Annotated in this window: 20 protein-coding genes; 8 read left to right on the forward strand and 12 right to left on the reverse strand. The window is 56.4% G+C overall.

The features are described from left to right. Positions 1–33 precede the first annotated feature (33 nt). Entirely contained in the window at positions 34–294 is a 261-nt protein-coding gene (locus tag HMPREF2625_RS10860) for a hypothetical protein (protein ID WP_037231264.1), read from the reverse strand. 56 nt (positions 295–350) lie between these two features. Between HMPREF2625_RS10860 and HMPREF2625_RS04035 the strand changes: the two genes are divergently transcribed. The 3 genes from HMPREF2625_RS04035 (at position 351) to HMPREF2625_RS04045 (ending at position 3,406) form a co-directional block, all read left to right on the forward strand. Then, the gene (locus tag HMPREF2625_RS04035) at positions 351–1,001 is read left to right on the forward strand and encodes a TetR/AcrR family transcriptional regulator (RefSeq protein WP_246826640.1); all 651 of its coding nucleotides are present in this window, start codon (positions 351–353) and stop codon (positions 999–1,001) included. 246 nt (positions 1,002–1,247) lie between these two features. Further along, positions 1,248–2,294 (forward strand): phosphodiester glycosidase family protein, encoded by a 1,047-nt coding sequence (locus tag HMPREF2625_RS04040; protein ID WP_070522041.1) that lies wholly within the window; start codon positions 1,248–1,250, stop codon positions 2,292–2,294. After that, positions 2,291–3,406 (forward strand): bifunctional glycosyltransferase family 2/GtrA family protein, encoded by a 1,116-nt coding sequence (locus HMPREF2625_RS04045; RefSeq protein WP_070522043.1) that lies wholly within the window; start codon positions 2,291–2,293, stop codon positions 3,404–3,406. The genes HMPREF2625_RS04040 and HMPREF2625_RS04045 overlap by 4 nt, the downstream gene beginning before the upstream one ends. Positions 3,407–3,491: 85 nt before the next feature. On the opposite strand, the gene HMPREF2625_RS04050 is transcribed toward HMPREF2625_RS04045, so the two are convergent. The 8 genes from HMPREF2625_RS04050 to HMPREF2625_RS11035 all read right to left on the reverse strand — a co-directional run bounded on the left by HMPREF2625_RS04050 (position 3,492) and on the right by HMPREF2625_RS11035 (position 13,342). Beyond that, complete coding sequence (locus HMPREF2625_RS04050) at positions 3,492–4,841, reverse strand: MFS transporter (protein ID WP_256387824.1); 1,350 nt, start codon at positions 4,839–4,841, stop codon at positions 3,492–3,494. A 257-nt stretch (positions 4,842–5,098) separates the two neighbouring features. Next, positions 5,099–7,282 carry a S8 family serine peptidase gene (locus HMPREF2625_RS04055; RefSeq protein WP_246826649.1) on the reverse strand — a complete coding sequence of 728 codons (2,184 nt, stop codon included), beginning with the start codon at positions 7,280–7,282 and terminating at the stop codon, positions 5,099–5,101. Between the two features lie 519 nt (positions 7,283–7,801). Then, complete coding sequence (gene purM, locus HMPREF2625_RS04060; RefSeq protein WP_070522049.1) at positions 7,802–8,947, reverse strand: phosphoribosylformylglycinamidine cyclo-ligase; 1,146 nt, start codon at positions 8,945–8,947, stop codon at positions 7,802–7,804. A gap of 7 nt (positions 8,948–8,954) precedes the next feature. Beyond that, positions 8,955–10,754 (reverse strand): amidophosphoribosyltransferase, encoded by a 1,800-nt coding sequence (purF, locus tag HMPREF2625_RS04065; RefSeq protein ID WP_070522052.1) that lies wholly within the window; start codon positions 10,752–10,754, stop codon positions 8,955–8,957. A 217-nt stretch (positions 10,755–10,971) separates the two neighbouring features. Beyond that, positions 10,972–11,343, reverse strand: a complete 372-nt coding sequence (locus HMPREF2625_RS04070; protein WP_083295609.1) for a hypothetical protein — start codon at positions 11,341–11,343, stop codon at positions 10,972–10,974. A 142-nt stretch (positions 11,344–11,485) separates the two neighbouring features. Further along, positions 11,486–11,917, reverse strand: a complete 432-nt coding sequence (locus HMPREF2625_RS04075; RefSeq protein WP_070522055.1) for a sterol carrier family protein — start codon at positions 11,915–11,917, stop codon at positions 11,486–11,488. Then, positions 11,914–12,975, reverse strand: a complete 1,062-nt coding sequence (locus tag HMPREF2625_RS04080; RefSeq protein ID WP_070522058.1) for an asparaginase — start codon at positions 12,973–12,975, stop codon at positions 11,914–11,916. The genes HMPREF2625_RS04075 and HMPREF2625_RS04080 overlap by 4 nt, the downstream gene beginning before the upstream one ends. Before the next feature lie 46 nt (positions 12,976–13,021). After that, a complete protein-coding gene (locus HMPREF2625_RS11035; RefSeq protein ID WP_083295610.1) occupies positions 13,022–13,342 on the reverse strand; it encodes a PQ-loop repeat-containing protein in 321 nt (106 codons plus the stop codon). A gap of 290 nt (positions 13,343–13,632) precedes the next feature. On the opposite strand from HMPREF2625_RS11035, the gene purD reads away from it, so the two are divergent. Then, positions 13,633–14,916: a phosphoribosylamine--glycine ligase gene (gene purD, locus HMPREF2625_RS04090; RefSeq protein ID WP_070522634.1), complete on the forward strand. Its 1,284-nt coding sequence runs from the start codon at positions 13,633–13,635 to the stop codon at positions 14,914–14,916. Positions 14,917–15,169: 253 nt separating this feature from the next. After that, a complete protein-coding gene (locus HMPREF2625_RS04095; RefSeq protein ID WP_070522061.1) occupies positions 15,170–16,096 on the forward strand; it encodes a phosphoribosylaminoimidazolesuccinocarboxamide synthase in 927 nt (308 codons plus the stop codon). Positions 16,097–16,187: 91 nt separating this feature from the next. Here the strand turns inward: HMPREF2625_RS04095 and HMPREF2625_RS04100 are convergent, their stop codons facing one another. Next, a complete protein-coding gene (locus HMPREF2625_RS04100) occupies positions 16,188–17,012 on the reverse strand; it encodes a FadR/GntR family transcriptional regulator (protein WP_070522064.1) in 825 nt (274 codons plus the stop codon). Between the two features lie 196 nt (positions 17,013–17,208). After that, positions 17,209–18,882 carry an L-lactate permease gene (locus HMPREF2625_RS04105; RefSeq protein WP_070522067.1) on the reverse strand — a complete coding sequence of 558 codons (1,674 nt, stop codon included), beginning with the start codon at positions 18,880–18,882 and terminating at the stop codon, positions 17,209–17,211. Between the two features lie 790 nt (positions 18,883–19,672). Here HMPREF2625_RS04105 and HMPREF2625_RS04110 point away from each other — a divergent pair. From HMPREF2625_RS04110 to HMPREF2625_RS04120, 3 genes are read left to right on the forward strand one after another with little or no spacing between them, the layout of a single operon-like run. Beyond that, a complete protein-coding gene (locus HMPREF2625_RS04110; protein ID WP_070522069.1) occupies positions 19,673–20,464 on the forward strand; it encodes a (Fe-S)-binding protein in 792 nt (263 codons plus the stop codon). A gap of 11 nt (positions 20,465–20,475) precedes the next feature. Next, positions 20,476–22,101, forward strand: a complete 1,626-nt coding sequence (locus HMPREF2625_RS04115; RefSeq protein ID WP_070522072.1) for a LutB/LldF family L-lactate oxidation iron-sulfur protein — start codon at positions 20,476–20,478, stop codon at positions 22,099–22,101. Beyond that, positions 22,101–22,748, forward strand: a complete 648-nt coding sequence (locus HMPREF2625_RS04120) for a LutC/YkgG family protein (protein ID WP_070522075.1) — start codon at positions 22,101–22,103, stop codon at positions 22,746–22,748. Before HMPREF2625_RS04115 ends, HMPREF2625_RS04120 begins: the two co-directional genes overlap by 1 nt. A gap of 267 nt (positions 22,749–23,015) precedes the next feature. On the opposite strand, the gene HMPREF2625_RS04125 is transcribed toward HMPREF2625_RS04120, so the two are convergent. Next, positions 23,016–24,572 carry a molybdopterin-dependent oxidoreductase gene (locus HMPREF2625_RS04125; RefSeq protein WP_070522078.1) on the reverse strand — a complete coding sequence of 519 codons (1,557 nt, stop codon included), beginning with the start codon at positions 24,570–24,572 and terminating at the stop codon, positions 23,016–23,018. Positions 24,573–24,793 lie beyond the last annotated feature (221 nt).

Consider the following 24,793-nt stretch of genomic DNA (forward strand, 5'->3'; position numbering starts at 1 on the left):
GAGCCCTAGCGTTACGCTCATACGTGAACCGGCTTAAGCACCCTGCAGGGTGGCTTGGGCCGGTTTTTTATATACTCTGCGGGCGTGCTTGAGCGGCCTACGGGTTTTCATGTTGGCTTGTTTGCGCATCTGCTGATGCTGGCGGGCATCCTGCGGTATGGATACGATAGTGTCACCTACGAAAATGTACAATACCCGAATAAGGTCCGTGCCCACCTGGATATTCCCGCCAATGAAATCGCACTCGCGGGAATTGTCCTCGGTTACCGCAGTGATGACAAGGCGAATTCGCATCGCAGCCCCCGCTCCAACGGTCGAGGGGATTTTAACGATCACATAAGGAGAGAATGATGGGAACTAAAGATGATATTGTGCGCATAGCCACCGACTATATCCAAAGGAACGGCGTCAACGCTTTTAGCTACGCAGATATAGCGCGCAAAATGAACATCAAAAAACCCAGCATTCACTACTATTTCCCTGTGAAATCCGATCTCGTGCGTACAGCCTTCGAAAAGTACAGCACAGACTTTTTTGAGACGCTGCGCCAGGGTGTGGATGCGGCACACAGCCTCCGCGAAGAACTCGAAGCCTATATGAGGCCCTACCGTGCGAACCTGGAACAGGGCTATAAACTCTGCCTTTGCTCAATGTTGGCGCTGGAATCCCTGGGGCAGAGCGCATCCGCTTATGATGCTGAAGAGGAAAAGAAGACGGCGAAACGGGGAACGCATATCAACGCAACGTTCGTGCCCCTGCGCGCCCAAGCTGAAAACCGTGAGCCTGCCGAGATTAACACCGCAGACTTTCAGGCTAAGAATATTCGCTGGCTCGCCGAGCGTTTTGAGCATGCCGGGTACGATCCCGAGCACGCGCAGGCAGAGGCGGAGTCCTTATTTTGCACGGTGCAGGGCGCGCAGCTGATAGCACGCTCCGCACAGAGCCTTGATCTTTTCGACTCCGTCACAAAGCGGCACCTCGATAACCTCACCGGTGCGTAAGTGTGTATCACGCAGAGGCGGCAGGTCTATTTTGAGGGTTATTGTGCATTTTACGGTTATTTAAGTCGCCCGATACACGATAACCCGCGAAATAGAAATCGGACGAAGACGGTCTGGCATCTAAAGCATCAAACTGTGTGGAGTATATGCGCATGGTGAGACAACCCCCGGAAATGAATACTCATACATAGCTAAAACATAGCTTCTTCATGTTTTAAAACGAGAAATGCCACGCATTCTAGAATCATGAAGAACGAAAATACTACTGCAACACTGCCGGCCGAACAGGTCGAAGAGGCTTCTGAAACATCCCAGAAACCCAAGAAAAAGAAAGTAACTAGGCGCGTTCTCTTAGGAGGCGGCCTCGGTACCCTTTCCGTCGCAGGTGTTGGTGCTGGCTGGGCATATAATCGTTATCTTGCCGAGCATACGCAGATTGACGACACCGTAGCCTATGAAAAATCACAACAAGCAAAGAATAATAATTCATCATCTGACGGTGCCTCAAGCCCCAGCGAACTCACCAACGTTAAGATCACCTCTGATGGTCTGAGCGCCAGCGAAGGCTCTATCACCATTACCAAATCCACCGAAGGAAGCGGCAACAACGCGGTCGTTTCCTTTGCCGCAGAGATCAAACTCAACGCCATGACCCTGCTGCGCGGAGCCTTCGCCAACAACAAATTCGGGCAAAACATTATCGATACGCCCTCCAATATCGCCGCGCAGCACAACGGCATCTGGGCGATTAACGGCGACTACTACGGGTTCCGTGACACCGGCATCGTCATTCGCAACGGTGTGGCATACCGTGATTCCGGCGCCCGTGAAGGGCTCGCGTTCTATCAAGACGGCTCCGTCAAACTCTACGACGAAACCGGCACGAACGCGCAGCAGCTCCTCAACGAAGGTGTCTGGAATACGCTTTCCTTCGGGCCAGCACTCGTGCGGGACTCAGAGGTTGTCAGCGGCATCGATCAGGTTGAGGTCGATACCAACTTCGGCAACCACTCCATTCAAGGCAACCAGCCGCGTACCGGTGTGGGCGTGCTCGGGCAGAACCACCTCGTATTTATCGTGGTCGATGGGCGTTCCGACGGGTATTCGCGCGGAGTTACCACGCCCGAATTTGCCTATATGTTCAAGGAACTCGGATGTGTAAGCGCCTATAACCTAGACGGCGGCGGATCCTCGGTGATGGTCTTCAACAACCAGCTAGTCAATAAACCGATGGGCGGCACCAAAGAACGCGGAACCAGCGATATTCTGTACATCGCCGGGAGCGCATCATGATAATCCTGATACCCGCCTATAAACCGGATGAATCTCTCGTGCAGTTAGCGGAGCAGATTACAGAATTGGATGCGCACGCCGAAATCCTGGTGGTCGATGACGGCTCAGGAAGCACCTACGTGCCGATCTTTACCGAGCTGGCGATTCGGGGCGTCACGATTATTGCCCACCCTGCAAACCGCGGAAAAGGCGCGGCCCTGCGCACCGGGTTGGCGTGGGCACGGGCGCATCGGCCCGATCACATTGTGGTAACGGCGGATGCTGACGGGCAGCATTTACCCCGCGATATTCTGCGGGTGGGCGCTAAAACCGAGCGAATGGCGAGCATCGGTACGCGTGCCCTCGTGCTGGGGGTACGCATCCTGCCGGATACTCGCGCCGAGTTCACCGAGCCCACCGTTCCTCTGCGTTCCCGGGTGGGTAATGCACTTACTGTTGGGTTCTTTACGCTGGCGACGGGCACTCGCATTGCCGACACCCAGACGGGGCTTCGCGGGTTTACCACACAGATGATTGATTGGGCTCTCAGCCTGCGCGGCGATAAATACGAATACGAGTTTTCAATGCTGCTTCGTGCTAGCCGGGCCGGGGTGGAGCTTATTGAGCTGCCCATCGTGAAAGTATATGAGCCGGGGAACCCGAGCAGTCATTTCCGCCCGATCCGCGATTCCGCACGAATCTACGCGCCGCTGTTGGGATTCTTAGTATCTTCCTGCACCGGGTTTATCGTGGATGCGCTCGCCCTCTTTGCCCTCGTAGGCGTGGGTTTTGCTCTGCTCCCGGCGATTGTGCTGGCGCGCATTATCTCGGCGCTGACGAATTTCAGTATTAACCGTATGCTCATGAACGACGGTGCCGATCGCCCCTCGCGGGCGGTGTCCCTGGGGCGCTATGCGATTTTAGCGGTGGGGATTTTGCTTGCAAATGCTGCGCTGATGGAGGTTCTCACCGCTCTCGGGGTCATGCTCATCGTGGCGAAGATCCTGACCGAGCTGACCTTGATTCCCCTCAGTTTCGCGGTGCAGCGTCGGTGGGTTTTCCTGCCGGCACTGCCTCCGCAGACTACGGAGCAAAACGAGCGCTCACGCGAGCTTGCCACGCATTCTTTGTAGAACATCCTGCGGCGTAGGTCTCTCCCTATAAAAGGCTCATTATTCAAATAATGAGCCTTTTATAGGGAGGGGGAACATAGATTACTTAGTCAGAAGCCGGGGCCATTTCCGAAAGTTTAGGCAGTGTGCGAAGACTTCTTTGTGAGAGCATCAGGATCAAAGCCAAAACCATAAACGATCCGTAAAAGAGAACCGTTCTGGAAATCCCCCACTGCACATACATGATGCCGGCAAGCAATGCCGCCACAGGAGCTAGAAGCATATTCGGGATGCCCTGCGCCGAATGTACACGTCCTATCATGTCTACCGGAGTCGAAGCATTGATATACGCGACGATACTGGAATTGAAGGCAGGAAGCGGCACTCCCGAAATAAGCATCAGCGCACAGGTTATCCAAAAATAGTCGTGGGTGAACGCCGCTGTCATGTAGCATATGACCATCATCCCGACCGCCAGCACACCCAATGTTCCTAAGGCGAAACGCTCCGTCATCCACCCGACTGTTAGGGACCCTAAGAGCACTCCGGCACCAAAAACACAGGCAAAAATACCGATACTGTAGGCCGCAATACCCTGTTCCGCGTAATAATAGATGAAGACGAGTGGCAGTCCTGTTGCGGCAAAGTTCGCGCAGCAGGCTACAGATGCGATCGCTACAAGAACACGGTTCTTCACAACATACATGAGCCCTTGGGCGAGGTCGGCAAAAAATCCGGTAGATTGTGTATCGATGACAGTATCGGACACCGTAGTTTCACTGCCTGCCTGCCGGTGCTTACGCTCGGCATGCACAACAGTAGATGAACTAGGTGCCGCCAGAAAAGCTGTGAAATTGACGAACGCGTGCACGCAAGCGGTCAGAATCAAAGAAGTGGAGGCGAGTAGACCCGCTAACGGGCTGCCAATTAGGTTCGCGGCAGATTCTCGTGTTTCTCCTAATCCAGAGGCGTACCCGAGCTGTTTGGTAGGCACCACCCGTGCGATAATAGCCTGCTCGCTGGGGTAATCGAACGATGATGCCAGTGCCATCACGCACAGGATGCCTATCAGAATTGGAACAGAACCGACGTTTGCGAGAACACACAGGGTTAGGACTATCCAGGTGATGCACTGCCCCATGCATGAAAGCGTAAGAGTGTATGTGGGCTTATATCTGTCGACAATAACTCCAGTCAGGAAGCTCGCCAGTATGCGTGTTACACCTGTAGCAAAGAGGGCAAGACTCGCGTTTTCGGGGGAGCCGGTGAGGAACAGCATGATTAGGGGAACACTTATATAAGACATAGCGTCTGACAGCTGGTTCGCACCTATCGCGAATACTGTGCGTCTCAAAGGGATATTTGACCGCAAAAGGCTATGTGTACTCATGGGGTTTCTCCAGATATTCAAGGTTGTGAGGCTACGATGCCTCATAGCAGCGCAGCACCGTATCATGCCTCATAGCCGCTACATATTGTGTAGAGCAGACAGGCGCGATGCGGTTATTGCCCTCATCAATTACTCAAATAAAAACCCCGTGTGTTGAGCATGGATGAGATTTGTATGATGTCCTATATCATATACATGCATCACATATAAAGTAAAATTTTATGTAGATTTAAAATTGCACATATTTTCTCTATTTCACTTCTTACTAAAAAGGCTCTTGACGTATATCAAGAGCCTTTTTATGCGTTATCCGTCAGGGGATTTTAGTAGCGGTAGCCTACGTTATAGTAGCCGTAGCCGCGGTAGCTGTTACCCCAGCCGTAGGGGTACGATGCCCACCACGGATGCCCTGAACGGTACATCCACGAGGTGTTGTGCCAGCTTCCACGGTGTCCGCGGTGGTATCCCCAACCGCCCCAAGAACCGTATCCGTGATCCCAGCGATTCCATGCGCCGTATCCCGACCAGGGATCGTACCAGGGGCTGGGGGAGTAGTAGCCTTGACCCGGGTAATCGTACCAGTACCACCATGAAGGAGGCGCTGGCTTATAAGACTCCGAAGGTGCGGGCGTGGGCTTCTTGGTTTCCACAGGAGCCGGGCTCGGCTTAGGAGTCTCAACCGGTGCGGGTTTGGTAGGCTTTGGCGCGGGCTTGGGCTTGATCGGCAGAACCGGCAGCTGTTCCTCATATGGAGGCAGCGTGGGCAGAGGCTTCGACGGCGGGGGCGCAATCGGGCGTACAGGCTTGCTCGGCGCAGGCGTTGGGGTAGGTGTGGGTGCAGGCGCGGGCTTTGAGGTCTCAGCCGGTGCCGGAGTAGAGCTGTCGGACGGCGCAGGCTCAGGCATAGAAGGTTCGGACGGTGCAGGCTGAGTTGGTGCGGGGCTCGGCTGTTTCTCCGATTCTACGAGCTCATCGACCTTATCCATTGCCTTAGCTGCATCTATAATGCCGGCGCCGCAATAGTCACGATCGCAGGTGATCGGGTTGGCGGTGGATTTCAGAATATCCAGAGCCTTCTCGTAGCTCAGATTCGGGTATTTTGACCGCATGATGGCAATCGCGCCCGCAACGTGAGGAGCCGCCATCGAGGTACCCTCATATTCGGCGTAATCTTCCTTTTCGGGAACAGTCTTGCCTTTATTCACCAACGAAAGAACGCCCACACCCGACTGCCTAAAATCGCCGCCGGGGGCGCTGATGGCAACGGTCGAGCCGTAGTTAGAGTAGAGTGCACGTGAATTTCCAGGGTTGCTTGCGCCCACGTTAATCACGCCGTCACAGCTGCCGGGAATTTGAGCCGAAGCATTCTGATTTGAGTTTCCGGCGGAGGTCACGATGATGCTGCCGCGCTTGTTCACGGACTCGATGGCACGGTTGTAGGTGCGCGAGCATTTTCCGGCACCGCCCAAAGACATGTTGATAACCTGCGCTGGGTGCTGGTTCGCGGGTACGCCCCTCACGAACCCACCGGATGCCCAGATCATCCCATCGATGATGTCTGAATCGTAGCCGCCGCAGGCACCCAGGACGCGCACCGGCACGATCTTGGCCTTCGGGGCTACCCCGGCAATACCGATTTTGTTGTTGCCAACGGCCGCTATAGTTCCCGAAACATGGGTGCCGTGCCAGGTTGAATTGGTGGCTTTTGCCCCAGAGCCGCACTGCCCTTCAGTGGTCCAGTCGCCTTCATCCTGGGGGTTGTTATCGCGTCCGTTGCCATCGCGCGCAGCGGAGGCATCCGAAACGAAATCGTAGCCGGGCAGCACATTCTCATCCAGGTCTGAATGCTTGGTAACGCCGGTATCGATCACGGCAACGGTTACCTGGTGATCTCCCGCGTGCTTTAGCGCATAATCGGCTTTGATGGCAGTGAAACCCCACAGGCGTGACATCTTAGGATCGTTGAAATCGACCTTATCCGAGCCGGGGAGGGTACCGGTGGGCTGGCGTTTGAGATCCGGCTCGACCGAGTCCACCTGCGGGTTCTCGGCGAGCGTCTGCATATACTGCTTTGCCTGCTGCGCATTCAGCGGCTTCGATAGAGAGACCACCGAATCATTCTGCGCGGTATCACGCACATAGGTGGTTTTAACGCCGAGGAGCTCATCAAGCGAATTTACGCTCTTCTCGATGCCCTGGTAGAGTTCGGGCACAAACTCGGAGTATTCGCCAGATTCCAGCCCCGCGATATCGAGGTCGTTCTTGGCGTGATCGGCATAGTTGATGATAAAGCGGTCATAGCCCTGTTCCTGCTGCTGCGCCGAGGTTGCAGTCAGAATATCCTCAGCCTGTGCTGCTGCGGGAACTCCGGTCTTCGTTGATACCGGTGATGCGGGTGCGGCGTGAGCGGACGGTGCGCAGAGCCCTACCATCAGGGATGCGATACCCGCCACGCTCAGCGCCGCCATACGGGCCCGCTTCACCGTAGGGTGTTCGATGAGTGACATGAAATGTCCTATGTTCAGTTATGTGTGAGTGAATATATGTGATGGCGAATTTGTGATTGAACTCGCCATCAAAAAATAGAATATAGGGTGTTTTGAAAAAGTGCATCTTGAAAGTATTTCAACTCAAAATATTTTTATACAGTTTGTACTAAAAATAGATTTACACATAAAGTTTTACTCTTAAAATATTGGTGAAATCCTTGATTTTGCAAGGTGAAATCGAGGTCTAATTTATTCTTTTGGGGAGAATAATAGTGTATTTAATATACATCACACTATCTGATGTGCGAGGTTTAGGGTCTTGAAATACTTTAAAGTTTTCCGCAAGTGCAAGATGATAGGTAGCCAAGTATTGAGTGAAGATTTAAAGTCTGCACAAAATTAGCTCGTCGTCTTTCAAATTCGCTGAAGCCTTATACAAAACGCGAGCAGATGATTTGTCTCGTCAAAAATCATCCGCTCGCGTTTTATAGATATAGGGGGAGAGCGCTACAGTGCGAAACCCTGTCAGAGCGCAGGCTAGGCCGCGTAACTGCCGTGAAGTCGTACCGCGCCTCCATCAACACCCTTGGCCCCCTGCACATAGTCAGGGTTATTCAACTCAGGGTCGCCAGCCTTCACTACATCCCCCATAATCCAGGACGAAATACCGCGCTCATTCAGGCGACTTACTGCAGCATCCGCCACCGCAGGATCAACAATCGCAATCATGCCCACACCCAGGTTCAGGGTGCGCTCCAAATCGGCGAGTGGAACCTGACCGAGCGAACCGATAAGCGAGAAAATCGCGGGAATCTGCCAGGTTGAACGGTCCACACGGCCCTCCAAACCCTGCGGCAAAACACGCGCCAGATTAGCGGCGAGACCGCCTCCGGTCACATGCGAAAACCCACGAATACCGTGACCGGTCTGCCCGTCGGCACCATTGACCGGGAACGCAGCCGCCAAATCCAGGCAGTCCGCCGCATACACGCGAGTAGGCTCTAGGAGCTCCTCGCCCAAAGTACGGCCAAGCTCGTCCACCTGACGATCCAAGCCCCAGCCCGCCACATCAATCACCTTACGCACCAGCGAGTACCCGTTCGAGTGAATACCCGAAGAGGCCATACCGATCAGCACATCGCCCTCGCGCACGCGATCGGGGCCGAGCAGTTCATCGGCCTCCACCAGACCGGTTGCGGCACCGGCAACATCGTACTCATGTTCAGCCAAAAGCCCCGGATGCTCCGCCGTCTCGCCGCCTACCAGTGCGGTACCGGCAACCTTGCAAGCCCCGGCAATACCCCGCACAATATCGGCAATACGCTCGGGAACGACCTTGCCTGTAGCAATATAATCAGTCATGAAAAGGGGCTTCGCGCCGCACACCACAATATCGTCAACGACCATACCCACCAGGTCGTAGCCAATCGTGTCATGAATATCGAGTGCCTGCGCGATAGCAACCTTCGTGCCCACACCATCCGTAGAGGTCGCCAAATAGGGCTTGCGATATGAGGACAACGCCGAGAGGTCATACAGCCCGGCAAAACCGCCCACACCGCCGATCACCGAAGCGTTGTGAGTTGCCTTCACCGCATCCTTCATCAGCTCGACGGCGCGGTCGCCCGCCTCAACATCAACGCCAGCGCTTGCATAGGTTACAGAGGTGCTGTTTTCGCTCATGGGTTTATTAGTCCTTCGGGGTTATAGGGCGTGAATTAACGTGTGCGGGAACCAAGTCTTCCTCGGTCAAAAACGCTTCAAGATCGGCATCGGGACCGGGGTTACACATGCCCGGTGCCGGTTGTTGAGCTTCCTGAACAGGCTCGACGGGTGCTGATGCGCCAGAGCCAGCCTGCGCCTGAACCACCGGAAGCGCGGCGGTATCGAACTTATTCTCCAAGGTATCGGTACCCGTGCGGGTTTCAATGGAGACAGCCTCCGCATGCTCGGGCTTGCTTGGTACCGGGCGCTCAACGGTCACCTCGGCCGCTTTGCCGGCGAGCGGACCGCCCTTGCCTTCTTCGGTATCGAAGAGCGACTTGCCGCGGCGCTCCTCCGAGGGGAGCTCAATCGGATACTTGCCGGTGAAGCACGCCGTGCACATGCTTTTCGCGGGCTGCTCGGTCGCCGCCATCATGCCGTCTTCCGAAATAAAACCGAGCGAATCGGCACCGAGAGAAGCGCAAATTTCGTCCACCGAAAGACCGTTCGCGATCAGCTCTGCGCGTGAGGCGAAGTCGATACCGTAGAAACAGGGCCATTTCACGGGTGGGGAAGAAATGCGCACGTGAACCTCTTTCGCCCCGGCCTCACGAAGCATGCGTACTAGGGCTCGTTGAGTGTTGCCGCGCACGATCGAATCGTCAATGACAATCAGACGCTTGCCCGCAACCACGGATTTGAGCGGGTTCAGCTTGAGTCGAATACCCAACTGGCGAATAGTCTGCGAAGGCTGAATGAAGGTACGCCCCACATAGGCGTTCTTGACTAGACCGTTACCGTAGGGAATGCCGGACTGCTCGGCGTAGCCGATGGCCGCAGGGACGCCGGATTCTGGCGTGGGCATCACCAAATCGGCTTCGACCTGGTGTTCACGGGCGAGCTGGCGCCCCATTTCCACGCGAGATTCGTAGACAGAGCGCCCCGCAATCGTGGTATCCGGGCGAGCCAGGTAGACGTATTCGAAGACGCATCCGGCGGGTTTTGCCTCGGCAAAACGGTGTGAACGCAGGCCATTTTCGTCGATCGTAATAAGTTCGCCGGGTTCAACCTCGCGCACAAAGGATGCACCCACAATATCGAGCGCCGCAGTCTCGGAGGCAACCACCCAGCCCCGCTCCAAACGCCCCAGTACTAACGGGCGAACGCCCTGCGGGTCACGCGCCGCATAGAGAGTCTGCTCGTCCATGAACGTGAAGCAGAATGCGCCTCGCAGGGTGGGAAGCAGATCGAGAACGGCTTCTTCTAGAGAATCAAAATCATGCTCGGCTAAAAGCGCGGTTACCAGTGCGGTATCGGTCGTATTGCCCTGAGCCAGCTCACCAAACGCCGGGGGCTTGCCGCCGTTCTTCTGAAGCAGCTTATCGTAAAGATCAGCCGAGTTCGTCAGGTTGCCGTTATGCGCCAAGCAAAGCGTGCCGTGCGGTGTGGTACCCAGAGTTGGCTGAGCGTTCGCCCAATGGGATGCGCCGGTCGTGGAGTAGCGTGCATGCCCGATAGCGTGTTCGCCCGGCATGGAACTGAGCGTGGCCTCATCAAAAACCTGGGACACCAGCCCCATGTCTTTATACACGTGGATGCGCTTGCCGTTGCTCGTTGCGATACCGGCGGATTCCTGCCCGCGATGCTGCAGTGCATACAGGCCGTAGTAGGTTAGTTTTGCCACGTCCTCACCGGGAGCCCAGACACCAAATACGCCGCAGGCGTCCTTGGGTCCGTGGTCTATCGGATCGAGATCGTGAGTGAGTTTTCCGTCAGGACGAATCAATTCACATCTTTTCGACGTTGGGACTGCGGGAAAGTCTTCTCTGCGCGCGGGTGTGTGAGCCGCTGAGCAGCCGTACCCTCGGGGGAGTACACAGACACCTCTAGTCTACCCTCTTTCACTCCACCCTGTGGTGCACGCTACGAAATTTAACGCCCACAGGGGTGATGAATATGTCACGTGCGGCTGCGCCAAGCGTTTTAGGATGCGCCGCTCGCTCCTACTCATCCTCTTCTTTAGATTCTGGCTCAACTCGCGCCGTTACGGACTTTTTGAGGGACCGGCGGTCAAGCCACAGGGCCACGAGGGCGCCCAACGCCACACCGACGGCACCGTAAATAACCGCGATAACACCGAACACTGATGTCTCAGAATATGACGGATCGCCTGGACCCACGATCACCGAAATAAACGCCGCAATAAGCCCGATGACGAGCCCCAGCATCATGAAAGCTACTACCGACGGGGCACGGCGAACCCGCACCTGTGAGTATTCAACCTCGGCTTCAGGGGATGCTTCAGTTTCGGGCGTGGGAGAATCCGGTTCCGAAGAATCAGAGTGGGAATTAGAAGGTGTGTGTGCGCTACTCATGTCTTCAAGTCTATCTTTTGGGGTGAATCCTGCCTAATGATTCTTGACGACAGCGGGGTGCGGACAACGTGGCTGAAGGAGTATTACCTGCTCTAGGTGTGCACGCTAAGACTTGAGGTGCCGTTATCAGGCAGCTCGGCGCCTAGAACAAGGGGAAGTAGCGGGATAGGTTGCTGCGTTCGCCGCTGGCGGTCAGTAGTCCGGATGCGCTCGCATCGTCCCAGGTCAGGGCACCGGCAGCCAGCGCACACCAGATGAACCCGCTCGTTTCGACTACACTCGGCGGAGTGCCGCGAGTATGGCGAGGTCCGGCAATACACTGGGTAACCCCGTAGGGCGGAACCCGAACCTCCACGCTGTTGCCGGGGGCAAGCGTGGCGAGCTCTTCAAGGGCGTACCGCACTGCGGTAGCGCGCACACCGCGCGGTAGGCGAGCGAACGATTGTTCTATTTCGGTCCGATTTTCCGCACTAATAAGCAGTTTTTCTCCGGAAAGCACAGTATCAAAAACCTGTCTAACCTGTGCAAAGGCGGCCGCGCCGTCAGCCTCCGAAACTCGACGGCGCACACTCACGCGCTCTCACCCACCAGCGGCTCCAAATCCGCGCCGGGAACCCAGCCTCCAACCTCGCGGGGTACATTATCCTGCACGCCGCCAATCACGGGGCGAGTCACCTGCGGAAGAAGCTGCTGCACCTGCTCGGAAGGCAGATGCCCTGTAGCTTCCAGAGCCCACAGCGCAACCGGGTAGGCAGCACGGGTTGCGCCGTCGGAAATCTTCACAACCACGGACGCACCAGAACGCAGGCCCACACACAATACCCCGGCGGCGCCGCTCTTGACGACCGCATCCAGCTGCTCGCTCAACACCGTATCGGGCATGCCGGGGGCCTGGATCAGCTCGGGGTAATCCACCATTGCGGTCGCCACGGTTGAGGCGCGCGCATCCGCATCCATATTGCGAATCGCTGTGCCAAGCGTCGAATAGGCACGCGCCAGACCCAGCGCTGAGACCGCCGCGACGGGGGCACCGCATCCGTCAATACCCGATGTGCCCACAGGCTCGCCCGTAAAACTCGCGATCTCCTCAGCAATCATGCGCTGCAGCGGATGCTCGGGGTCGCAGTAGTCCTTCATCGTCCACTGGCGTGAATCCGGGTCTACAACCGAGCGGTCCAGCTGCGCGGCACACGCCCACAGAAACCCGGCATGCTTGCCCGAACACGGATGCGCAAGCGGAGTCTTCGCCAAATCCGCGCGTACCATCTGTTCGTGCGCGTGTGCATCAGCGGGGTAGGCGGTAGGGCAGAGCAGGGCGGTCGCATCAACACCGGCGCCCTGAAGCACGTCTTGAACCGCGCGCATCTGCTCGAATGTTCCCTGATGCGATCCGCACGCGATCGCTACCTGCGCGCCACGCAGCGGCGCTCCCGATTTGAGCGTGCCGATAGCCTGCAGTGGCTTGAGTGCCGAGCGGGCAAAGAATGGCTGGCTCATGTCTCCGAGGGCAAGATCGGTGGTGCCTTCGGGGGAGAGCACCACCACAATACCGTGGTGGGTCGTCTCGATCAGATCGTTACGAGTCTGAAATACGAGTTCGGCATCTGTGAGGGAAAGCTGAGGAGAAGTCATATACCCACAATAATAGTGCTAAAAACAGAAATTCTAGCGGATAAAATCACATGAGCGCGGTGATGGCTGCCGTACCGCCAAAAATAATGCCGGGCGCATTCGCAATCACGATGGGCCAGTCTTTCTTCTCGCGCCACAAACCGTATGCTACCCACAGCGTGCAGTTAATGCCGGCAACGAGTGGCTGAATCCAGTCGCCTTTATGGCCGTTGATATTGCCGATAATTTGCGGGAAGTAGAAGACGTACATGAGCACCGCGGTTACGGATGCTACGCGCGCCAGGATCGGGAAAAGTCTGGCGTGAATATCCGATCCTTTATGCGTATCTTGGGCGGGGGTCTGAGTGCTGGAATTTTGCGCGCTCATGAGGGTCCTTTCGTCTGTGTAATACGCCCTGCGATGCGCCCGACCAGTAGAGCAGACCGTATTCACAAGACAATTTAGCCTACTCCCGTTCCCTGAATAGCGCAAAAGCAAGCCACGGCGGCGGCTCTAAACTATCCTGCTAAAAAGAGCCTTTATGTGAAAAAAGCGTTAAAAACACCGCTTTATTCACATAAAGGCTCTTTTTTACGGCCTGAGGGTGGGAACCCCACGATACGGAAGAGCGCCGAAACCCCCGCCCGTGCCGCATCCGACACGGTACCCTTATGTACATGAAGGTTTTGGTACTGGGCCCCGGCGGCCGCGAACACGCAATTATCCGTGCGCTTGCACGCGATCCACAGGTAACCGAAGTTCACAGCGCACCCGGCAACGCGGGCATCGCTCAGGACGTTCCGGTACACGCCATCGACGCCAATAACCCCGAGCAGGCTGTCGCGCTTGCCCGTGAGCTCGCCGCAGACCTGGTAGTTATCGGCCCTGAGGCACCTCTGGTTGCCGGTGTTTCCGACGCCCTGCGCGAGGCAGGCTTCGCGGTCTTCGGACCCTCTGCGGCTGCGGCACAGCTTGAGGGGTCCAAAGCATTCGCCAAGCAGGTGATGGAGGAGGCAAACGTGCCGACCGCCCGCGCCTTCGTCGCCACAACCGACGCCGAAGCCACGCAAGCCCTTGACGAATTCGGCGCCCCCTATGTGGTGAAAGACGACGGGCTCGCCGCGGGTAAAGGCGTGGTTGTCACCGAGAACCGGGATGCCGCCTTAGAGCATGCGAATGCCTGTTTTGCCGCCGGTGGTTCCGTGGTGATCGAAGAATTCTTGGACGGTCCCGAAGTATCGCTCTTCGTTATCAGCGACGGAAAGAACGTGCTCCCGCTGTCTCCTGCGCAGGATTTCAAGCGCATCTTTGACAACGATGAAGGCCCAAACACCGGCGGGATGGGTGCCTACACCCCGCTTGAGTGGCTGCCTGCAGGATTTGTGGACGAAGTGATCGAAAAGATCGCCCGCCCCACCATCGCTCGCATGGCAGAACGTGGCACCCCGTTCGTGGGCGTGCTCTTCTGCGGGCTCGCCGTTACCAGCCGCGGCGTGCGCGTCATCGAATTCAACGCTCGCTTTGGCGACCCCGAAACCCAGGCGGTGCTGGCACGCCTGCGTACCCCGCTCGGGCAGCTGCTTCTTGCGGCATCTCGCGGCGAGATTGCCGAAGACACCTGTCTGGAATGGGATCCCCGCACCGCCGTAGATGTGGTCATGGCGGCAGAGAAATATCCGGGAACCCCGCGTAAGGGCGATGCGATTGCGGGGCTTGAGAGCGCATCCGCTATGCCCGATGTGCATGTGGTGCATGCCGGAACCGCTGTCGCGGGCGAAGAGATTGTGACGGCGGGCGGTCGCGTGCTCGCCGTTGTGGCCCTGGGCGATACCCTCGCCCAGGCTCGCGATGCCGCCTACGAAGGGGTACATGCTATTACTTGGGAAGGCGCACAATACCGCACCGATATCGCTCTCAAAGCGGTGCAGGGGGCGATTACCGTGCCCGAACTCCGCAACTAACCGCTATTCTCTATTCGCGTGAGCAGGTCGTTTTTGGTCGAACAGGTAGGATTTTCTTACCGGCTCGACCAAAAGCAACCTGCTCGCGGTGTATTCCAGCTGGGCGCCAAGTAACAGAACTTAACAGCCGAACCCTGAGAACACGGCGTTGCGGCCGCATTCGGATTCACATATCGCGGGATGCGGGCATTGTCCGGTAAGGTAAAGAATAGGTAAACACGCCGCGCACATTCGCCCCACAGGAGAACTCCCCATGAATTCCCGCAACAACCCACCCATGATTCCGGGGTGGACGCACGTCTACTCAGGTAAAGTACGCGACCTGTACGTTCCCGAAGAAAGCCGCTACGATGCCGCCGGGCTAACCGTCAGTGATGATGCTGAAATCCGCGCAGGCTCCGTCATGGTCGTCGCCTCTGACCGCATTAGTGCCTTCGATAAAATTCTTCCCACCGAAATCCCCGACAAAGGCAAAATTCTCACCCAAATGTCGCTGTGGTGGTTTCAACAACTTTCGCATATCCCAAACCATGTGATTTCAACCGATGTGCCCGAATCAGTCGCAGGGCGCGCCATGATATGCAAATCGCTCAATATGTTCCCGGTCGAGTGCATTGTGCGCGGCTATCTAACGGGTTCGGGGCTTGCAAGTTACCGCGAAACTGGAAGCATAGCGGGCATCGAACTCCCTGCGGGGCTTGTGGATGGGTCACGCCTCGAAACCCCAATTTTCACGCCGACTGGCAAAGCCGAAGTAGGCCAGCACGATGAACCGGTAACCCGCGAAGAACTCTACGCCGAAGTAGGGCACGCAATCGGTAACCGCCTAGAAGAACTCTCACTCGAACTCTACAGCACCGCCGAAAAAATCGCCCGCGAGCAGGGCATTATCTTGGCAGACACCAAAGTCGAATTCGGAACCGACTCTTACCGCGGCGAAATCACCCTTGGCGACGAATTGCTCACCCCCGACTCCTCACGATTCTGGGATGCGAGTGAGTACGAACCCGGAAAATCCCAACCGAGCTTTGATAAACAGTTTGTGCGCGACTGGCTGCGCTCGCCGGAATCGGGCTGGGACGGTTCGGATAACGTGCCTCATCTGCCTGAGGATGTGGTTGAGAAGACCCGCGCCCGCTATGTTGAAGCGTACGAGAGGCTGACCGGCACGAAGTTCTAGATAGACTAAATGCGCGAGCAGATAATATTTTGACGAGCAGATAACGGGTTGATATCTGCTCGTCAAAATATTATCTGCTCGCGGGAATTTTCTACGTCAGATGCTCCTCGTGCAGCACCACCTGATGCGGCAGCGCCTCCGCATCTATCACCTGAGTCTGCCGTTCTCGCTGTTGGTCGCGGGCGCGGTCTGAGAGCGAATAGAACCATTTGATGTGCTCGCACACCCGCTCATAGGCGGCGTCCTCGTCGCGGGTGGAGATCGCCTCGTAAATGCCCCGGTGCTGGTCTTGAAGCGTTTGCTTGACGGAACCCCAATCGCGCAGTAGCGGTACCGCCTCCTGCACGTAGCTGATAGTCGCCATGTGCAGTGAATCGATCACGGTATCGAGCACAATGTTTCCGCCCAGCTTTGAAAGTTCGTAGTGAAAGCGGGTATCGCAGAAATGGAAACGCTCGTTTGATACCTGCGGCAGATCCATCTCACGCAGATGCTCGCGGGCGTTCTCCAGCGCCAGATCGCGTTCGGGGGAGTCGGGGGCGTTTGCGGCGGCACGTGCAGCCGGTCCCTCCAAGAGCAAACGTGTAGAGACCACATCTTTGACCGGCAGGTTGCGGGTTGCGATGTGCATGCGCAGTGCCCAGCTGAGGGTGTCGGAGGGCTCCGAGATGACGATAGCGCCCGATTTAGGCCCCGATCCGCTACTGGAGCGAATCAGCCCCAACGCGTTGAGAATGCGTAGAGCCTCGCGCACTGAGGGCCGAGAAATTCCGTGTTTTTCGGCCAGCGCACGCTCGGAAGGCAGCTTATCACCGACACGCAGTTCGCCCAGGCGCAACCGCCGCTCGAAGGTTTCAAGAATGATGCTGTAGCTGCGTTCCTGTATGCGGGATGTCGAGTCTGTCAGGTGAGTCATGAGGTGTTCCCATCCTAATAAGTCTCAAGATGCGGGTGAGAATAACCCGCCGTGTGTGCGTTTGAGGCGGCTCAGGTGGGGTGGGAGAGTACCTGAGCCTGTGAGGAATGGAATAGTGAGAGAAACGCGCGGGGCGGCGTACCGTGAAGTACACCGCCCCATCGTGGTTTATGCGTTTGTATGTGCAGCGTACCGGTTAGGGAATCAGGAACGAGAGCACGTTGGTCTGCAGGAAGACCAGAATACAAACCACCACGAGCATGGCGAACGACCAGGGAACCACGGCCTTGAGAATGTCGGATTCCTTACCTTCCATATCCACGGAGGTTGCCGCGATAGCCAAAGACTGCGGGGAGATCATCTTACCGACCACGCCACCGGTGGTGTTAGCAGCCAGCAGCAGTTCGGGGGTTGCCCCAGAAATACCGGCCTGATGCAGGTTCTCGGCGGCAGAGACCTGCAGCTTCGAGAACAGCGCGTTGGCGCTGGTGTCCGAACCGGTCACTGCGGTACCGATCCAGCCCAGTGCGGGCGCCAGGATAGCGTATACGGGACCGAGCCCTGCCAGGAAGGTACCCATGGCAACGGTCTGACCCGAGAAATTCATGACGTATGCCAGTGCCAGCACCGATGCAATGGTCAGAATTGACCAGCGCATACGGTAGACGACCGAACCGAATTCGGTGAACAGCGCGGGGAACTTGAACCCGTAGCGGCCCTTCTCGTTGAAGAGGAAGTAGATAATGCCCACGATCAGACCCGAAATAATCAGCAGGGTACCGGGGTTCGAGAGCCAGGTGAAGGAGTAAACAGCATCCTTAACTTTTGTGCCGTCTTTGGTGACCAAGCGGGAGCTAAGCGCGGGAATATCGATTTTGATAGCCACGGTTTTCAGCCATGCCTTCAACTCTGCACTGAGGTTCACGAGACCGAAGATAACAACCACGATCAGGTAGGGCAGAAGAGCCATCCACACACGCACGGCGGGCAGAGCTTCTTTCTCTTCGACCTGTGAAGGCAGGCCATAACGCTCACGCACACCTTCTACGCCGCGCGGTTTCCAGAAGCGCAGGAAGAGCACTGCTGCACCCATCGAGACGATACATGCCACCACGTCGGTGAGGTTGTATGCGGGGGTTGCAGCGGTGATCCACTGTGCAATACCGAAGGAAATACCAATGACGAAGGCAGGGAGCCATGCATCTTTAACACCCTTCATACCGTCGAGGATGAAGAGCAGAATGACGGGTACGAACATTGCCAGGAACGGTGCCTGGTGACCGACGATGGTTGCAATAACGTGCGGGTCTTTGCCGCCAACATCGCCTGCAGTCACAATCGGGACGGCGACGGCGCCGAAGGCCACAGGAGCGGTGTTAGCAAGAAGCACGGTAATAGCTGCTTTGAGCGGCTTCACGCCGAGGGCAAGAATCATGGTCGCGGTAATTGCCACGGGAGCACCGAACCCTGCGAGGGCTTCAAGCAGACCACCGAAGCAGAAGGCAATCAGAATCGCCTGGATGCGCAAATCGCCGCCGCCCAGACGGTCGAAGGTGCGGCGTAGGTCTTCAAAGCGTCCGGCAAGCACGGTGACCTGGTAGAACCAGATAGCGCCGAGGATCACCCAGCAGATCACCAAACCGTAGATAGCGCCGCGCACCGCGCTGAGTCCCGCCAAGTCGAAGGGCATCGTAAAGCCGAGGCTTGCCACCAGGATAGATGCGGCAAGTGCCACCAGCGCCGACCAGTGCGCGCGTGCCTTGACGACGAGTAGCATGATGAAGAAGGTTAGCAGCGGTATGGTTGCCACGAGCGCGCTTAGCCCAAGGCTTCCCCCGACTGCGTTGGGTTCAGCGAAGAATGTATTCACTGGAACTCCTTTGGTTCGGTTCAATGTGATGTGGTCAGACCAATCAAAATTCCACGGATTCGTGGCGACTATGGCACCCTTCTGGGATGTGGTCTGACCATTAGCTTCATGTGAAGCCTACCCGAAGGGTGCTTTGAGATACAACTTATAGAGTGCAGGTGTGTTTTCCGCACGATGGCGGGGGAGAGGGGTGATATTTGCGTTCTGGGCATCAAAAAATGGGTTGTTCCAACTTCTGGCATTAAATTTCAGCTCTGCGCATAGAGATTTTGCGCACTGCATTTTTTCGAGATGTTCCTGGGTTGTGCCACCCGATATTGCAAGGGATTGCATAGGTAAGATATGCATATTTGCGGGAAATTATGCAGAAAAATTGGGCAGTTCCGCGTCAGCTCGCGGATGTTGCATATACACCCGCTGGAATGTCTGTTTAAGGTATCTCGAAACATTGGGGTTGCTATGACCTAAAGCATGCTTTACTACCTGAAACTAAGGGAATCCTTAAAACTCAATTTGGTGAGAAAAATGTTCGTTATTTCAATTAAAGGAATGCTCCGAACCTGGTGTTAAATGAAGATCAACGAAGAAAGTCTACGATTACGTTTCTACACCGATATGACCGGTCCCCGTAAACACCGGCGGGTTCCTGAGAGAACCTGGTCAGTCATGATCCTGGCGCGTTGAAAACCCGCGTTACGTAAATTCGGCACAGGAATTTGCGTCCCGGAGCGCATACCGCATCCCACACCAGCGGTTCTGTAGAGACTCGAAACCAGAAAGGACGGATAACATGCGTATTGCGCTTTTCTCCACGTGCATTGTTGATGGCATGTATCCCCGCGTAGCGCGCGCGACCGTCGAGATTCTAGAACGCTTGGGGCATGAGGTTGTTTATCCTCCCGGGCAGACCTGCTGTTCCCAAATGCATGTCAATTCCGGGTACTTTGATGATGCTTACCCCGTCGTAAAAAACCACGTCGAGTCTTTTGAGGCGTGGGACTGGGATGTTGCCGTGGCACCCTCAGGTTCCTGCGTGGCATCCCTGGGGCACCAGCAGCCCATGATAGCTCGTCATCAGGGCGACGAAGATCTTGCCGTGCGAGCAGAGCAGATTGCCGCACGCACCTTTGAACTTTCCCAGCTTCTCATTGACGTTCTGGGTATCACCAACGCCGCCGAGCAGCTTGGTTCTTACTTCCCCGAGCACGTGACCTACCACAGCTCATGCCACGGTATGCGCCTGCTGCACCTTGGCTCCCGCCAATCAGATCTTGTGCGCACCGTTGAAGGCATTAAGTACACCGAAATTGAGAGCCTCGACCAGTGCTGCGGCTTCGGCGGAACCTTCTCGTTCAAGAACGCCGATGTTTCCGGTGCGATGGTTGAAGACAAAGCAACCAATGTTGAGAAGACCGGTGCATCCGTATGCACCGGCGGCGACTGCTCCTGCCTGATGAATATCGGCGGTGCACTCTCACGCCGCGGATCCTCTGTTAAGACCGTCCATTTTGCCGAAATCCTCGCCTCCACCAAGGAAAATCCGCTGAAGATTGACGGCAACGTAGAACTCGCCTTCGCATAGAAAGTAGGTTGATGATGACTTCCACCGCAATCCCCCTGGGCATGCCGAAGGTCGTGCACTACGGCGAAGGCAATATCTTTGAGAACGAACCGTTCCCCGAATACGCCAAGCGTGAGCTGAAGAATGACCAGCTACGTAATAACCTGCGTTTCGTGACCCACGCTATTCGCAATAAGCGTGCCCGCGTCACCAGTGAGCTGCCCGACTGGCAGGAGCTGCGCAACACCGGCGAAATGGTGAAGAACTATGTGCTCTTCAACCTGCCCCAAATGCTGGAACAGTTCGAGCGTAACTTTACCGCGCGCGGCGGCCAGGTGCACTGGGCGCGCGATGCTCGCGAGGCAAACCAGATCGCCCTCGATCTGATTCGCGAACAGGGCGTGGACGAGATCATCAAGATCAAGTCCATGGCAACCGCCGAAACCGGTCTGAACGAGTTCTTGGAAGAGAACGGCATTAACGCCATTGAGACCGACCTTGCGGAAGAAATTGTGCAGCTCGGCGAAGATCGCCCCTCGCACATTCTGGTTCCGGCAATTCACCGTAACCGCCGTGAAATCCGCGATATCTTCCTTAAGAAGATTGAAGGCATTAACCCGGATATTACCGATGAACCCGCTGAGCTTGCGGAGGCTTCGCGTAACCGTCTGCGCGAGAAGTTCCTCTCGACTAAGGTCGCCGTTTCGGGCGTGAACTTCGGTATCGCTGAGACCGGCACTATGACCATCGTGGAATCCGAAGGCAATGGTCGTATGTGTCTGACTCTGCCCGATACTCTCATCTCGTTCATGGGTATCGAGAAGCTGCTGCCCACCTTCCAGGACTACGAGGCGTTCCTGCAGCTTTTGCCGCGTTCCTCCACAGGTGAGCGCATGAACCCTTACACCTCCATGTGGACGGGCGTAACCCCCGGTGACGGTCCGCAGAACCTGCACGTGATCCTTATCGATAATGGTCGTACCGCTGTGCTGGCCGATGAACTGGGTCGCCAGGCTCTGCGCTGCATCCGCTGTTCTGCTTGCATGAACGTGTGCCCCGTGTACGAGCGCGCCGGTGGTCACGCCTACGGTTCCACCTACCCAGGCCCGATTGGTGCAATCCTTTCGCCCCAGCTTTCCGGTATTGAAGCGGCGCACAATAACTCGCTGCCATACGCATCTTCGCTATGCGGTGCCTGCTACGAAGTGTGCCCCGTGAAGATCAACTTCCCCGAGGTGCTGGTGCATTTGCGCGGTAAGGATGTTGAGGCGAAGCACGCGAAGAAACACGCGCCCACCCAGATGGACGCCATGATGTACGGTGCTAAGAAGCTGTTCTCCTCGGGCAAGATGATGGCGGTCGCCGAACGCGGTCTGCCGATGTCCCGTCTGATTAGCGGCAAGAAACATAAGATTACGAAGGTGCCCGGAATTGTCGGCGGTTGGACGGACTACCGCGATATTCCTGAGCCTCCCAAAGAATCGTTCCGCAACTGGTGGAAGAAGGAAAAATCTGGCGCACCCGCTCGCGACAGCGCCGAGCGCGTGGATATTGCCGCTCTCATTGAAGCGAATAAGGGTAAGGTTGCAGAAGCCGCAGCGAACGCACAGGCTGCGGCCGAAGCTCAGGCGGCTCGTGAAGGTAAGGAGAACGCATAATGTCCTCTGCGAAGGAAGATATCCTCACGCGTATTCGTGAGTCCCTGTCGGATGCCCCCGAGGCACCAACCCCCGTGCGTAACTACCGCCGCGTGAGCGAGCTGAACCGCGAGCAGATTATTGAGATGCTGGTGGATCGCCTGATCGACTATAAGGCGAACGTGTTCAACGCGACCGAATCGAATATCGCCGAGGTTATTGCCGAGCGTCTGGGAGAGAACTCGCGCTATGTGGTTCCCACCGGGCTGAATCCCGAATGGCTGCCTGAGGATACCGAAACCCGCGTGCATGTCACCGATTCGGGGAGCACTCTCGAACCGGGTGCGCTTTCGGTGCACGAGCTTGACGCCGTGGATACGGTGGTCACTTCCTCGACCGTATCGTGCGCTGAGACCGGCACCATTTTCTTGAACTCCACCCCGCAGGAAGGTCGCCGCGCGATTTCCCTGGTACCCGACCACCATGTGTGCGTGGTGCCGGAATCCACGGTTGTGGAGCTGGTGCCGGAGGCGATTGAACGCATCACCTATGAGCGCCCGGTGACCATGATTTCCGGGCCGTCTGCGACCAGCGATATTGAGCTGATTCGCGTGGAGGGTGTGCATGGGCCGCGCATCCTGGATGTGGTGATTCTCGAAGGCAAATAGTAGGTGCAGCAGGCGTATGCCTAGGCGTTTGAGCCTAGAGCACCGCTGACGCAATAGAAAGGGGATGGGAACCTAACGTGGTTCCTATCCCCTTCATTGTGTGTGGGAGAAGTACCTCGCACGCTGTCACCACTCGAACGGCATAAGCACGCGCATCACGAGCTGGAGCGCAGCCAGCCCGCCGCACGGGCACAGCGAAGCCCCCGCTGCGCATCCGGGAGAGTACCCGGTGCCCAGCAGGGGCTTCTAGGAACAAGCTACAGAACTTTACGCGCGAGCGTCGAAGTGCTGCAGACCGGAATCTTCGCGGCTACCGCCTTGACCATCGCCAACATCGCGGTAATCGCTGATCCATTCAATTTTCTGAACCCACTTGACCATCTTGTAGCCGTGCATGGAATCTGCACGCAAGCGCAGGGGACCACCATAAACATCCGGTAGGGGCTTATCGTTCATACCCCAAGCCAGAATGGTTTCGTCCTCCATTGCCATGGAGATATCCAAGCATTCGTAGTAGGGTTCGGTGGGGCGACCATCGTAGGTGTGACCCACGTGTCCGAAGGAAGTCACCATAACGTACCGTGCGTTATCGTCCTTTTCGACAAGGGCGAGTACATCACGCAGGCGAACGCCTTCCCATTTGGCGATGCCTGTCCACCCCTGCATGCAGGTGTGCATCGTAATATTGACTTCCTTGCCCAAGGACTTCAAATCGTCGATGCTTAGCGACTTCGGCTCTTTCACCAAACCGCCCAGCTCCAGGCGATAATCCACGAAGTCCTGTTCACGCAGTCGGTTCCATTCGGTGCTTTCACGCTCTGTAGGCGGGCGTGTGTTAACCCAGTGGAACGGCGAAATATCGGCGTCCGTGAAGGTCTGCTTCTTGACCTGGCGTGAGGAAATGCGATCCAGGAACAGGTTGCGAACCGGCTGGGTCAGGCCCCAAACGAAGGTCTGGGCGAAGCGCAGGTCTCGATGCGACCAGTAAGAAGCACCGATCCAGACCGCGAGAACCACGACGACACCAACGATCAGCATGGTCACTGCTTGGGCGAACTGTGCCGCATCAATCTCGTTGTAGTTCTTATTGAGCATCATGTGCGCAATGTTGTACTGCGGGTGAACGATGAGTACCAGCGCCACGTGCATGATCGTGAAGAGGCAGTAGAACGCCATGCCCAAGAAGTGAATTGAGCGGGCGGTCTGGCGGTTACGGAACAACCGCACGTAGCGTGGGAAGCGACCGCAGAATGCGGGGCTCATGATAGGACCGGTGGCAATCATCAGTGGTGCCACGATGAAAACCACGGTGAAGTACATGAGCTTCTGAAGCGCATCGTAGGGCTGGAAATGCTCAATAGAGGGGATTTGGAAACCCGCGTAAATCTGGATGGACTGCCATGCCTCGGGGAAAATATCCCAGGAGGTAGGAACAATACGGCGCCACTGACCCGTAATAAAGAGTAGGCTCACATAAACCAGACCATTAGCAATCCAGATGACGGTAGTGAGAGCGTGCCAAGCACGCCCCAAGCCAATCTGAGCCTTACCGGGGAGCGAGATCAGAGGGGAGAGGCTTCGTTGATCGTCGCGGGCGGTGTATTCGCCGGGAACGGTTGAAACCTTATCCTTCGTGAACTTGAGCCACTCAGACCCGGGGGTGCAGTGGTTGTTCCAGTAAAAACGCGGATGTGAGGCAATAACTTCCCAACCGGATCGGATGAGAAGTCCAATCATCAGAAAGTTAATGAAGTGGGTGATGCGCAGCCAGGCAGGAAAGTCTAGTGCTACACCACCGGCACTCATCATGAGTGTTTGGTGCATTTGTCTTCCTTAGAATGACTGTGTGTGCGTATGGAATTAGTGTGTGAGGCCGTAAAGTTGAGATGCTCTGATGAGCTATTCAGAGGTTGAGTCCATATCGTTCTCCGTCCCTGTAGAGCTCGTCTGTCAACGCGGGACTACCCGGAAGAGTCATGTCTCGACTAACCTGCAACCCCACATGAGATATTGGATTCTGTGGGATTTATGAGGAGCCCTGCCGT

It is taken from the genome of Rothia sp. HMSC064D08, from assembly GCF_001809525.1.
Lineage (GTDB): Bacteria > Actinomycetota > Actinomycetes > Actinomycetales > Micrococcaceae > Rothia > Rothia dentocariosa.

Bases quoted from the DNA above. Each gene is read 5' to 3' on its own strand.
- HMPREF2625_RS04040 (WP_070522041.1), top strand. From the start codon at position 1,248: ATGAAGAACGAAAATACTACTGCAACACTGCCGGCCGAACAGGTCGAA.
- HMPREF2625_RS04050 (WP_256387824.1), bottom strand. From the start codon at position 4,841: ATGATACGGTGCTGCGCTGCTATGAGGCATCGTAGCCTCACAACCTTG.
- HMPREF2625_RS04080 (WP_070522058.1), bottom strand. From the start codon at position 12,975: ATGACTTCTCCTCAGCTTTCCCTCACAGATGCCGAACTCGTATTTCAG.
- HMPREF2625_RS04070 (WP_083295609.1), bottom strand. From the start codon at position 11,343: ATGAGTAGCGCACACACACCTTCTAATTCCCACTCTGATTCTTCGGAA.
- purM (WP_070522049.1), bottom strand. From the start codon at position 8,947: ATGAGCGAAAACAGCACCTCTGTAACCTATGCAAGCGCTGGCGTTGAT.
- HMPREF2625_RS04095 (WP_070522061.1), top strand. From the start codon at position 15,170: ATGAATTCCCGCAACAACCCACCCATGATTCCGGGGTGGACGCACGTC.
- HMPREF2625_RS04120 (WP_070522075.1), top strand. From the start codon at position 22,101: ATGTCCTCTGCGAAGGAAGATATCCTCACGCGTATTCGTGAGTCCCTG.
- HMPREF2625_RS04045 (WP_070522043.1), top strand. From the start codon at position 2,291: ATGATAATCCTGATACCCGCCTATAAACCGGATGAATCTCTCGTGCAG.
- HMPREF2625_RS11035 (WP_083295610.1), bottom strand. From the start codon at position 13,342: ATGAGCGCGCAAAATTCCAGCACTCAGACCCCCGCCCAAGATACGCAT.
- HMPREF2625_RS04055 (WP_246826649.1), bottom strand. From the start codon at position 7,282: ATGTCACTCATCGAACACCCTACGGTGAAGCGGGCCCGTATGGCGGCG.
- purD (WP_070522634.1), top strand. From the start codon at position 13,633: ATGAAGGTTTTGGTACTGGGCCCCGGCGGCCGCGAACACGCAATTATC.
- HMPREF2625_RS04125 (WP_070522078.1), bottom strand. From the start codon at position 24,572: ATGCACCAAACACTCATGATGAGTGCCGGTGGTGTAGCACTAGACTTT.
- HMPREF2625_RS04115 (WP_070522072.1), top strand. From the start codon at position 20,476: ATGATGACTTCCACCGCAATCCCCCTGGGCATGCCGAAGGTCGTGCAC.
- HMPREF2625_RS04110 (WP_070522069.1), top strand. From the start codon at position 19,673: ATGCGTATTGCGCTTTTCTCCACGTGCATTGTTGATGGCATGTATCCC.
- HMPREF2625_RS10860 (WP_037231264.1), bottom strand. From the start codon at position 294: ATGCGAATTCGCCTTGTCATCACTGCGGTAACCGAGGACAATTCCCGC.
- HMPREF2625_RS04035 (WP_246826640.1), top strand. From the start codon at position 351: ATGGGAACTAAAGATGATATTGTGCGCATAGCCACCGACTATATCCAA.
- HMPREF2625_RS04100 (WP_070522064.1), bottom strand. From the start codon at position 17,012: ATGACTCACCTGACAGACTCGACATCCCGCATACAGGAACGCAGCTAC.